Below are 12145 nucleotides of genomic sequence, written 5' to 3' on the forward strand. Positions count from 1 at the left end.
AAAAGCTAACAAAACGACCGGGGCAGTATTGCATGATGCATTGACACATCGCAAGAAAAAATGCCGACCAACTGTTGCGTTTTTGTTGATAAAACGCATAAAAAATCATGCCGGAAACTCTTGACATTTCATCTAAGTTGAGTTGGCACAATGACATACAGCATTTTGCTGCAGCGCAGTAATCAGGAAAAAAGACGCTTGTGCGCCGCACAAAGTTCTGACTGACAGAGGGATAAGCGAGGTAAATTGCTGGAGTGCTTGCGCACTGTAAAGATGCAGGCGGGCAGGACACGATGACTCAATGCACCATTTTTGTGCATCGCAGAACTACCGCCATATTGCTTGACAATTCCAGAAAGACACAATCTGAATGTGCGCACCATTGCAGTGCGGCACTAAACTACCATGGAGGCGGTGCTTCAGCCCGGGCGTACCTGCACACCCCACCCCATCAACACACCGTTGTCGAGCATTGGGCGGACGTCGTTCGCGCTGCCGCCCAGCGCCGTGGCCAGCCTGGCGGCGCCGTCCGCGTCCAGCGCGTAATCGCATAACTCTTGCAGGCGCACGCGCGAATCCATCAGCGCTTGCGCCAGCGCGGCAAGCGCGGCGCGCGCTGCCTCGGCGCCCTGTTCGATCGCCAGGTTCAGGATCTGGCCCAGCGCCACCTGGGTTTCGGCCAGCACGTCGGGACAGTCGCTGTCGGCGGCCTCGGCGGTCGCCTCCTGTTGCAGGGTATTGAAGCGTGCCCGCGCCGCGTTCGCCGCGGCATCCCCGGCCAGGGAAGCGCGTCCGGCCTCGGTTGCGGCGCGCGCCATCGGCTCGATCATGGCGCCGGCGGCCTCGAGCAAGCCTCCGCTCGCCTGCAGCCAGTCGAGATGGCGCAGTTCGGCCGCCGCCAGCCGGACCGGGCGTGCGTCCGCATGATGGGTGATCAGGCAGACCCTGCCGCCGGGTCGCAGCACACGCAGGATCTCGGGCACGCTGCGACCGAGATCGGTGTATTCGAGCCCGTACTGGCTGCTTACCAGCTCAAAATGGTCGTCGGGAAAGGGAAGCGTTTCGGCGGCCTGCTCGCCGTGGAAACGGATGCGTCCGCGCTTGTGCCTTGGCAGGCCGGCGATCCACTGCGGCTCGGGCCGGGCCAGGTCGATGGCGTCGCAGCTGATGCTGTTGGCGGTATTGGCAAGCAGTAATTGGGGGACGGCGCCATTGCCGGTCGCGACGTCCAGCATGCGGGCGCCGGGACGCAGCCCGCTGCACGCCGTGCGCCAGAATTGTGCCAGGGCACCTTCGTAACGGTTCCCATAACTACCACCGCAAGAATGCGCCACGCCATGGGACCAGTAGCGGCTCCACACGGCCTTGCGCACGTCAACCTGAATTTCCATTTACCGCCCTTTACTGATGAAGCAAGGTGAACCGAAACGAAGACTTCAAAGACGAACAACAACAAGCTGTCGTCCAGTATCTCCCGCTAGTCATTACAGGTCAACAACAAAACATACATGCCGGCTTCGTTTATCACGCGGGCGAGCAGAGCGCCGGGCGTTCCGGCGGCGCAGCGGGTATCATGGAGGATTCGCGCGGCACGGCCGCCATCACATTCAATCGACAATGGCAATCAAACTCAAGAACGACAAGGACATCGCGAAAATGCGCGTCGCCGGCCGCCTCGCGGCCGAAGTGCTGGACATGATCGGCGAGTACGTCGTCCCCGGCGTCTCCACCGAAGAGCTCGACCGGCGCTGCAATGAATACATCCGCAAGGTGCAGAAGGCCACGCCGGCCAACGTCGGCTACCACGGCTTTCCGAAAACCCTGTGCACCTCGGTCAATGGCGTGGTCTGCCACGGCATCCCGAGCGAGAAGGAAATCCTGAAGGACGGCGACATCATCAACATCGACGTCACCGTCATCAAGGACGGCTGGCACGGCGACACCAGCCGCATGTATTACGCCGGCACCCCGAGCCCTGAAGCGAAGCGCCTGGTCGACACCACCTTCGAGTGCATGATGGCGGGCATCCGCACCGTGCGTCCGGGTTCCCGCCTGGGCGACGTCGGCCACGCGATCCAGAAGCTGGCCGAAAGCGCCGGCTATTCGGTGGTGCGCGACTATTGCGGCCACGGCATCGGCCGCGTCTACCACGAGGATCCGCAGGTGCTGCACTATGGCCGCCCGAACACCGGCCTGCTGCTCAAGGAAGGCATGACCTTCACGGTCGAGCCGATGATCAACATTGGCGCCGAGGAAACCAGCCAGCTCGACGACGGCTGGACCGTGGTCACCGCCGACGGCTCGCTGTCGGCGCAGTGGGAACACATGATCGCGGTGACCGCGCATGGCTTCGAGATCCTGACGCCCTGGCCGACGAAGTAAGAAGACCAGCAAAAAGAAAAACCCGGCGTTGTGAAATGCCGGTTTTTTTGCACCCTCGATTTCTCTCGGGTTATCCAGGCGCGGCGGCTGGTCGGGCCCGCCGCGCCCTTCCCCATCAGAACTGGTATTCCGCCGACAGCTTGACCGAACGTGGACGGATGACATAACCGCCCCGCAGGTCGACCGGCGCCGAGTTCAGGAAGGCGTTACGGATGTTCATCGACAGGCGCAGGTCCTTGATGCCCGTGTACGAGAAGTTCAGGTCGGTGCGCATGTCGGCCTTGCGGTAGCACGGCAGGCCTTCCGGCTTGATGCGCTTCAGGCAGCCTTCTTCGCCCCAGGTCGCCTCATCGGTCTCGTCGTAGTTGAGCGCGGTCTTCGAAGTGCGGTTCACGCGCACCGAGGTCGCGAAGTCACCCTTCTTCCACACGGCGCTGAACACCGAGGTCAGGCGCGGCACGCCGCGCAGGCCGACCGTGTTCGGGCGGTAGGCGTCGGCATCCACGTCCCAGGCGCGGTAGCTCAGGGCGATGGTGTTCATCAGGCCCAGGTTCAGCATGCCCCAGCCACCCATGTTGAGGCGGCCCGAGATGTCCAGGTCCACGCCCGAGGTTTCGGTCTTGCCGAAGTTCTCGTAGTTCAGCAGCAGCGACTGGACGGTGCCGGTGGTGAAGGCCAGGTTTGCACCCGGGCTCAGCTCGTTGGCGCGGGCCGCCAGGCGGCGGTCGGTATCGCTGACTTCGTTACGCACGATCAGGGCCGCGTATTCCGGGCTGTCCTCGCGCGCCAGCACATAGCTGATGTCGCGGTAGTTGATCTCGTCGCGGCGCTCGATCTTGAAATAGTCCAGGCTGACGTTCAGGTTCTTGCTCGGCTCGAACACGAAGCCCAGGGTGGCGCTGCGCGAGGTTTCGGGCTTGAGGTCCGGGTTGGAGGAGATCATCGCCGGGATCGAGGTCAGGCAGCCCGAGTTGTAGGCGGTCGTCGCATCGTTCTTGTCGGTCGCATTGCCCTTGTTCAGTGCGGCGCGCATCGCGATGGCGGTGTCGCAGCGCTTCGGATCGAGGGTGCTGTTGAAGAAGCCGGTCAGGCCGACCTTGCCCAGGGTTTCCGGAATGTTCGGGGTGCGGAAGCCGCCGGCGAAGGTACCGCGCAGCAGCAGTTGCGGCAAGACCGTGTAACGCAGGCCCAGCTTCGGCGAGAAGTGGGCGTCGAAACCTTCGCTCTTGTCCATGCGCACCGCGCCGTTCAGTTCGAGCTGCTTGGTCACCGGTGCGTTCAACTCGGCGAACAGCGCCTGCATGGTGCGCTTGCCGTCGATCCACAGCGAGCCGCGGCCGATGATCTCGGCGTTGACGACGTTGTCGGTCGAGCGGATGTACATGCTCTCGCGGCGTGCTTCGCCGCCGACCGCAAACGACAGTGCGCCGCCGCCCAGGGCCATCAGCTCGCCGCTCAGCTTGGCGTCGATGAAGTCCTGCGACAGCTCGGCGTCGGTGCCGATTTCCGGGAACATGCGCGCCAGCAGTTCGGGGCTGTTCGGGCCGCCGATCTTGTATTCGCCGCTCGAAACGGCGTTCGGCATTGCGGTGCGGTGGGCGCCGTGGTCGCGCGACTCGGCGTCGGCGCCGACGCGGCCGATGGCCGTTTCCCATTCCCAGCCGTTGGCCAGGCTGCCGTTCAGGCCGGCCATCACGCGGTACTGGTTCGCTTCCGACGGGCTGACCCACATGTCCAGGTCATCCATGAAGCGGTAGTCGATGCCGACCGGGACGTTGTAGGGGTTGGCCGGATTGCCGACCGCCAGCTTGGGCTTGACGACCGACTGCGAGGTCTTGGTATTGCCGTCGAACCAGCTCGACGGCGAGCCGGCGTTGGTCGCATATGGCAGCGAACGGTAGGTGGTCTCGGTGCGCGAGTAGGACGCCTCGGCGAAACCGCGGATGTCGTTGGTTACCTTGAAGCGTGCCTGGCTGAAGAAGTTCAGGCGTTCGGCCGGATCGGACCACTGGGTGATGCCGGTCAGGTCGCTGGTGCACAGGCCGGTCGGATTGCGCTGCTCTTGCGGGCAGGTGGCGACGGCCTGGCGGATCGCGGTCGGGTTGGTGGCCGACTTCGGCTCGTTCAGGTTGCCCGGGAACGAATACAGGCTCGGGTCGCCATACGACGGGCTGACATACTTCTTGTGCCAGGGCGCGTAGTACTTGACGACTTCCTTCTGCATGACGCCGCGGCGCTTGTAGGCTTCGAGGTTGGCGAAGACGTTGTAGCCGTCGGACTCGAGGTCGCCGAAGCCGGCGGCGATGGCGGCGGTGTCCTGGCCGCCGTAGTGGTGGCTGGTATTGCGCTCGGCGTTCGCGCTCATGCGCACGCCCTGGAAGGTATTGCGGGTGATGATGTTGATCACGCCCGACATCGCATCCGAACCGTAGACCGCGGAAGCGCCATCCTTCAGCACCTCGACGCGTTCGATGACGTCGGCCGGAATGGCGTCGACGTTGACGAAGACTTCCTTGCCGCCATCGGCAAACGCATAGTTCGAAACGCGACGACCGTTGACCAGCACCAGGGTTGCGCCCTTGCCCAGGCCGCGCATCGAGGCGCCCGAGGCGCCGCGCGCGAAGCTGGACGCGTTGCCGTCGTCGCGCAGCGTACCGGTATCGAACGCGGTCAGGGTGTCGAGCACCTGGCGCACGGTGTTGGCGCCGGTGGCCTTGATGTCCTCGCGGCGCAGCACGGTCACGGGCGAGGCGGTTTCGCCATCGATGCGCTTGATGTTCGAGCCGGTGACGACCACCCGCTGCATCTGGGGTTCTTTTGCCGGGGCGGCGCTGCCGGTTTGCGCCAGCACGTGGGAACTACCTGCGATCGTCAGCGCAACAGCGACGACGCTTTGCTTCAATACCAGTTTGTTATTCAATTTCCGTCCCTCAGTTATATATCTTTTCCGGGTATGTATTTTGTACATACCAAACTGAGTCTGACAGACGCTTACCTTTAAGAAAACAATTTCTGTAAAGATTTGTATTATTTTGTAAGTAACGTTGCGAATTGACAACACCTCGGGAGGATCGGGGGGGGGCACATTCATATGCTATTTATTGGCAGAAAATGCATGACAGTAGTGGCAGCAAGGGCTGAATAACAGGTTTTCTCTACTTTTTGCGCTTCAACAAAATTTTATTCGACGGGTCATGCATTGGTGCGGCCGCTCTGCAGGTGCAAAAAACCTGTACCGAATCAACGGCACAGGGTAGCGGCACGCGAGCCGAGGATTACTTCGCGTTCATCAGCGCGACAGTGGTGTCGAGCATGCGGCTCGAGAAGCCCCACTCGTTGTCGTATCAGGACGACACCTTCACCAGGCGGCCCGAGACCTTGGTCAGGGTGGCGTCGAAGTTCGACGATGCCGGTTGTGGTTGAAGTCGACCGAAACCAGCGGTTCGGTGTGGTAAATCGGGATGCCTTTCAGGGCGCCTTGCCATGGCGACTTCATGGTCAGCACCTGGTCGTTGGTGCAGGCGTGCACGGTGGTCACCAGACCGGTTTCCAGGCCGATAGCCTCGTGCAGCAGCTTGACCAGCGGGGCCAGGCAATTGGAAGTGCACCGTCAATCCGCAAAATGCGCAGCTTTTCATGTCATGCCAGCTCGCGGTGTGAGATTTGTTGTTTTTTGCGCACTTTTGCACACGATATTGAGTAAGTATTTGAAGCAAATTGACGCCTTTACAATTTCCGTGTTTCATTGCTGACGGCCTCGCACCCGACGGTGCGGGTAACTCATTTCGGAAACGGGGAGCTTGTTGATGATCAAAGAAACAGTGTTATCGCAGTCCGTACGTCTGATCTGTTCCGCCGGCGCCCTCGGTGCCACCCTGCTGGTCAATCCAGCCGCGGCCCAGGACACCACCGAGCAAGCGATGCAGCGCGTCGTCGTTACCGGTTCGGCCATCAAGCGCATCGACGCCGAGACCGCGGTGCCGGTCACGGTGGTGCGCATGGAAGAACTGAAGAAACAGGGTCTCACTACCGTCGAACAGGTACTCTCGAACCTGGCCCCGGTCCAGGCCTCGCAGGGCACCAGCCAGGTTGTTGGCCTGAGCACGGGCGGCGCCTCCTTCGCCGACATGCGCGGGATCGGCGCCAACAAGACTCTGGTGCTGCTCAACGGCCGGCGCCTGGCCAACAACGCCTTCGACAGTTCGGCGCCGGACCTGAACATGATTCCGTTCGCTGCGCTCGAGCGCGTCGAGGTGTTGCGCGACGGCGCTTCCTCGCTGTACGGCTCGGACGCGGTCGGCGGCGTCATCAACTTCATCACCCGCAAGGACTTCACCGGCGGCACCGCCACCATCGGCTACGACAAGCCGGAACACCCGGGCGGCATCTCGAGGAACGCAAACCTCGGCTTTGGCTACGGCGACCTCGACACGGACGGCTTCAACTTCTTCGCCATCGGCGACTTCCAGAAGCAGGACAGCGTGGGCGGGCTCCAGCGCCCCTTCAATACGCGCTATCCGGGCGGCCTGTCGCCGACCACCCACCCGGCCAACTATTTCCAGGAAGGCGACGTCGGCAATCCTGCCGCGCCGGACTGCACCAGCGCGCCGAACCTGATCCCGGCGGGCGACGGCCTGTCCTGCTACATGACGACCTCGAGCTTCGTCGACTACGTGCCGAAGAGCGAACGCGCCACCGGCCTGTTCAAGGGCACCCTGAAGCTGCCCCAGAACCATGAGCTGGGCCTGGAATACCTGGTCAGCCGCAGCCGCGTCGGCAGCCAGATCGCGCCGGTACCGTACGGCGGCCTGTACATGAACCGCCTGCGTCCGAACGGCACGCCAAACCCCTACTTCCCGGGCAATCCGGGCGCCATCGCACCGACCATCCCGATCGATCCGACCTTCGTCGCCGAAACCGGCCTGCCGCCGGGCGTCCAGCCGGGCTACCTGAACGTCAAATGGCGCGACCTGCCGAACGGCGTGCGCGCGGACGACAACATCAACCGCCAGCAGCGCTTCGTTGCATCGCTGTCGGGCGCGATGGCGGGCTGGGACTACACGGCCGCGCTGAGCTACAACGAGAACAAGGTCACCGAGAACCTGAAGGGCTACAGCGACGGCGGCATCATCTCGGCCGGTGTCCTGAACGGCATCATCAACCCCTTCGGCGAGCAGAGCGCCGAGGGCATGGCCCTGATCGAAAGCGCCGCCCTCGACGGCACGGTCCAGACCGCCAAGGGCACGACCAAGACCTTCGATTTCAGCGCCAGCCGCGAGCTGGGCGACTGGGTGGGAGCAGGCAAGAACGTCGCACTGGCCTTCGGCGGCCAGGCCAGCCGCGAGAACTTCGTCAACCGCGCCAACAGCGAGTATGCGGAAAAAGTCGTGGCCAGCACCGGCATCGACCCCAACCTGTACAACGCCGGCTCGCGCACCGTGTATGCCGCCTTCGCCGAGCTGAACGTGCCCGTGCTCGCCAACCTGGACGTCACCGCCGCGGTTCGCTACGACAAGTACAGCGATTTCGGCAGCACCACCAACCCGAAGGTCGGCTTCCGCTACCAGCCAACGAGCACGCTGCTGGTGCGGGGCTCGTATTCGACCGGTTTCCGCGCGCCTTCCCTCTACGAAGTCAACGCGGCCCAGACCTATACCAACACGTCGCAGCAGAACGACCCGATCAACTGCCCGGGCGGCACTGCGCTTCCGGGCAAGAGCCCGGCCACCAACTGCGCCCAGCAGTTCCAGGCGCTGTTCGGCGGCAACCAGAATCTCGATCCGGAAGAGTCGAAGAACCTCACGTTCGGCGTGGTCTTCGAGCCGATCAATAACCTGACCCTGGGCGCCGACCTGTACCACATCGAGCTCGAGAAGCAGATCGGTTCGCTCAGCGAGAACGACGTGTTCGCCGATCCGGTCAAGTACGCGAACCTGTACCACCGTAACGGCGCAGGAAACCTGTCGACCGATGGCTCGCAGTGCCCGAACCCGGCCACCTGCGGCTATGTGGACCTGCGCACCCAGAACCTGGGCGGCCTGAAGACCAACGGCGTCGACCTGACCGCGTCCTACCGCCTGCGCGCTGGCGCCTGGGGGAATTTCAACCTCGGCTTGAACAGCACCTGGGTGCACAAGTACGAGTACCAGAACGAAGAAGGCGGCGAGTGGAACCAGAACGTCGGCATCTTCTCGGGCGTGGGTCCGGTGTTCCGTTGGCAGCACTCGGCAACCGTGAACTGGAGCCGCGGCCAGTTCGGCGCTGGCCTGACGGCTCGCCACAAGACGGGCTATGTCGACCAGGATCCGGACTTCCGCGTGGCGTCCTACACCACCGTCGACGGCTACCTGTCCTGGACCCAGCCGAAAGGCTTCGGGGTGACCTTCGGCGTGCGTAACCTGTTCGACCGCGAACCGCCGCTGAGCTACCAGGAGCAGACCTTCCAGGCCGGCTACGATCCACGCTACACCGATGCGATCGGCCGCACCTTCTACGTGCGCGGCACCTACACGTTCTAAACAAGGTACAGGCAACAAAAAACCCGTGCGGCTCGCGCCGCACGGGTTTTTTTTCGTTCTTCTGAACGACCGATTACTTCGCGTTCATCAGCGCGACGGTGGTGTCGAGCATGCGGTTCGAGAAGCCCCACTCGTTGTCGTACCAGGACGAGACCTTCACCAGGCGGCCCGAGACCTTGGTCAGGGTGGCGTCGAAGTTCGACGATGCCGGGTTGTGGTTGAAGTCGACCGAGACCAGCGGGTCGGTGTTGTAGGTCAGGATGCCTTTCAGGGCGCCTTCCGAAGCCGACTTCATGATCTGGTTGACTTCATCGACCGTGGTGTCGCGCTTGGCGATGAAGGACAGGTCGACGATCGAGACGTTGATGGTCGGCACGCGGATCGCGAAGCCGTCCAGCTTGCCGTTCAGTTCCGGCAGCACCAGGCCGACCGCGGCGGCGGCGCCGGTCTTGGTCGGGATCATCGACTGGGTGGCCGAACGGGCGCGGCGCAGGTCTTCGTGCATCACGTCGGTCAGCACCTGGTCGTTGGTGTAGGCGTGCACGGTGGTCATCAGGCCGGTTTCCAGGCCGATGGCGTCGTGCAGCGGCTTGACCAGCGGGGCCAGGCAGTTGGTGGTGCACGATGCGTTCGAAATCACGGTGTCGGTCGACTTCAGCACGTCCTGGTTGACGCCGTAGACGATGGTCGCGTCGACATCCTTGCCGCCCGGGGCCGAGATGATGACCTTCTTGGCGCCGCCCTTCAGGTGGGCCGAGGCCTTTTCCTTGGTGGTGAAGAAGCCGGTGCACTCGAGCACGACGTCCACGCCCAGCTCGCCCCATGGGATCTCGGCCGGGTTACGCTGGGCGAACACACGGATCTTGTCGCCGTTGACGATCATGTTGTCGCCTTCGACCGTGACGGTGCCCGGGAACTTGCCGTGGGCGGTGTCGTAACGGGTCAGGTGGGCGTTCGATTCGGCATTGCCGAGGTCGTTGATCGCCACGATCTGGATGTCTTGCTTCTTGCCGCCTTCGTAGAAGGCGCGCAGGATGTTGCGGCCGATGCGGCCATAACCGTTGATTGCAACTTTGATCGTCATGCTTTGCTCCTGATTAGAAAAAAACTTTTTTCATTGGCACATGCTGCACATGCGAAAGGGGCTGCCTTGACGGCAGCCCCTACTGAAACTATTACGCCGCGATGACCGCTTTGGCTTTCGCCACGACGTTCTCGACGGTGAAGCCGAAGTGCTTGAACAGCACCGGCGCCGGCGCCGACTCGCCGAAGGTGTCGATGCCCACGACCGCACCTTCCAGGCCGACATACTTGTACCAGAAATCGGTCACGCCTGCCTCGATGGCAACACGTGGCGTGCCACGGGTCAACACACTTGCCTTGTAGGAGGCCTCCTGGCGCTCGAACACGTCGGTCGACGGCATCGAGACCACGCGGGCGGCGACGCCCTCGGCCGCCAGCGCGTCGGCAGCCTTGATCGCCAGCTCGACTTCCGAACCGGTCGCGATCAGGATGACCTTCGCGTCGGCGGCGTCGCGCAGCACGTAGCCGCCCTTGGCGATGTTCGAGACGGCGGCGGCATCGCGCTCCATGAACGGCAGGTTCTGGCGCGAGAAGATCAGGGTCGACGGGCCATCCTTGCGCTGCACTGCCGCGCCCCAGGCCACCTGCGACTCGACGGTGTCGCACGGACGCCAGTTGTCCAGGTTCGGGATCAGGCGCAGCGACGAGACGTGCTCGATCGACTGGTGGGTCGGACCGTCTTCGCCCAGGCCGATCGAGTCGTGGGTGAACACGAACAGCGAGCGGATCTTCATCAGTGCGGCCATGCGCAGGGCATTGCGGCTGTAGTCCGAGAAGGTGAGAAAAGTAGCGCCGAACGGGATGAAGCCGCCGTGCAACGCGACGCCGTTCTGGATCGCGGCCATGCCGAATTCGCGCACGCCGTAGTTGACGTGGTTGCCCGGGATGCCCGAGCGCACGGCGACCGATTCCTTCCAGTTGGTCAGGTTCGAGCCGGTCAGGTCGGCCGAGCCGCCCAGGAATTCCGGCAGGATCGGGGCCAGCGCCTGGATCGCGTTCTGCGAAGCCTTGCGGGTGGCGATGGTTTCCTTCTTGTCGATGCAGGTCGCGATCGCGGCGTCCAGCACTTCATTGAAGTTGCCCGGCAGCTCGCCCTTCATGCGGCGCTCGAATTCGGCGGCCAGCTGCGGGTGGGCGGCGCGGTATTCTTCGAACTTGGCGTTCCATTCACCTTCGGCCTGTGCGCCGCGCTCTTTCGCGTCCCAGGCTTCGTAGATTTCGCCCGGGATGTCGAACGGAATCGGATCCCACAGCAGGTGCTGGCGCACGGCCGCGATTTCCTTGTCGCCCAGCGGGGCGCCGTGGACTTTATCTCCGCCTTCCAGGTTCGGGGCGCCCTTGCCGATGATGGTCTTGCACATGATCAGGGTCGGACGGTCCGACTGTTTCGCCTGCTCGATGGCGCTTGATACGTCGGCGACGCTGTGGCCGTCGATCTGGCCGATCACGTTCCAGCCGTAGGCTTCGAAGCGCTTGCGGGTGTCGTCGGTGAACCAGCCCTCGACCTTGCCGTCGATCGAGATGCCGTTGTCGTCGTACAGCCAGATCAGCTTGTTCAGGCGCAGGGTGCCCGCCAGCGAGGCCACTTCGTGCGAGATGCCTTCCATCAGGCAGCCGTCGCCCAGGAAGGCGTAGGTGTAGTGGTCGACCACGTCGTAGCCCGGACGGTTGAATTCATAGCCCAGCAGCCATTCGGCCAGCGCCATGCCGACCGAGTTGGCGATGCCCTGGCCCAGCGGGCCGGTGGTCGTTTCCACGCCCGGGGTGATGCCGACTTCCGGGTGGCCCGCGGTCTTCGAGTGCAGCTGGCGGAAGTTGCGCAGGTCGTCCATCGACAGGTCGTAGCCGGCCAGGTGCAGCATTGCATAGTGCAGCATCGAGCCGTGGCCGTTCGACAGCAGGAAGCGGTCGCGGTTGAACCAGCCCGGATTGGCCGGGTTGTGGCGGTAGTGCTTGTCCCACAGCGCGACACCGATCTCGGCCATGCCCATCGGCATGCCCGGGTGGCCGGAGTTGGCTTTTTGAACAGCGTCCATCGCCAGCGCGCGGATCGCGTTGGCCATCAAGGTGGTGGTTTGCGTAGATTTCATCGGATGCAGGGGGTCTGGATTGGAAAGCGGTGGCCTGCGGCGGGCCGTAGCCCGTTATTTTACCAGAGCGCC

Annotated in this window: 6 protein-coding genes and 1 pseudogene; 2 read left to right on the forward strand and 5 right to left on the reverse strand. The window is 63.2% G+C overall.

Annotated elements, in window-relative coordinates:
• Positions 1-419 precede the first annotated feature (419 nt).
• Positions 420-1391, reverse strand: a complete 972-nt coding sequence (locus ACSUZJ_RS19875; protein ID WP_499411029.1) for a class I SAM-dependent methyltransferase — start codon at positions 1389-1391, stop codon at positions 420-422.
• A gap of 226 nt (positions 1392-1617) precedes the next feature.
• Between ACSUZJ_RS19875 and map the strand changes: the two genes are divergently transcribed.
• Entirely contained in the window at positions 1618-2382 is a 765-nt protein-coding gene (map, locus tag ACSUZJ_RS19880; RefSeq protein ID WP_499411031.1) for a type I methionyl aminopeptidase, read from the forward strand.
• Positions 2383-2497: 115 nt separating this feature from the next.
• Here the strand turns inward: map and ACSUZJ_RS19885 are convergent, their stop codons facing one another.
• Complete coding sequence (locus tag ACSUZJ_RS19885; protein WP_499411033.1) at positions 2498-5302, reverse strand: TonB-dependent receptor plug domain-containing protein; 2805 nt, start codon at positions 5300-5302, stop codon at positions 2498-2500.
• Between the two features lie 355 nt (positions 5303-5657).
• Positions 5658-5989, reverse strand: a pseudogene (locus tag ACSUZJ_RS19890) (hypothetical protein); the annotation flags it as partial.
• Positions 5990-6188: 199 nt separating this feature from the next.
• On the opposite strand from ACSUZJ_RS19890, the gene ACSUZJ_RS19895 reads away from it, so the two are divergent.
• The gene (locus ACSUZJ_RS19895; RefSeq protein WP_499411035.1) at positions 6189-8900 is read left to right on the forward strand and encodes a TonB-dependent receptor; all 2712 of its coding nucleotides are present in this window, start codon (positions 6189-6191) and stop codon (positions 8898-8900) included.
• A gap of 73 nt (positions 8901-8973) precedes the next feature.
• On the opposite strand, the gene gap is transcribed toward ACSUZJ_RS19895, so the two are convergent.
• Both gap and tkt read right to left on the reverse strand, forming a co-directional pair.
• Positions 8974-9984 (reverse strand): type I glyceraldehyde-3-phosphate dehydrogenase, encoded by a 1011-nt coding sequence (gene gap / locus ACSUZJ_RS19900; RefSeq protein ID WP_369091939.1) that lies wholly within the window; start codon positions 9982-9984, stop codon positions 8974-8976.
• Between the two features lie 91 nt (positions 9985-10075).
• Positions 10076-12073: a transketolase gene (tkt, locus tag ACSUZJ_RS19905; protein WP_499411038.1), complete on the reverse strand. Its 1998-nt coding sequence runs from the start codon at positions 12071-12073 to the stop codon at positions 10076-10078.
• Positions 12074-12145: the final 72 nt, after the last annotated feature.

The organism is Telluria sp. B2 (assembly GCF_051789535.1).
Classification (GTDB): Bacteria; Pseudomonadota; Gammaproteobacteria; order Burkholderiales; family Burkholderiaceae_D; genus Telluria.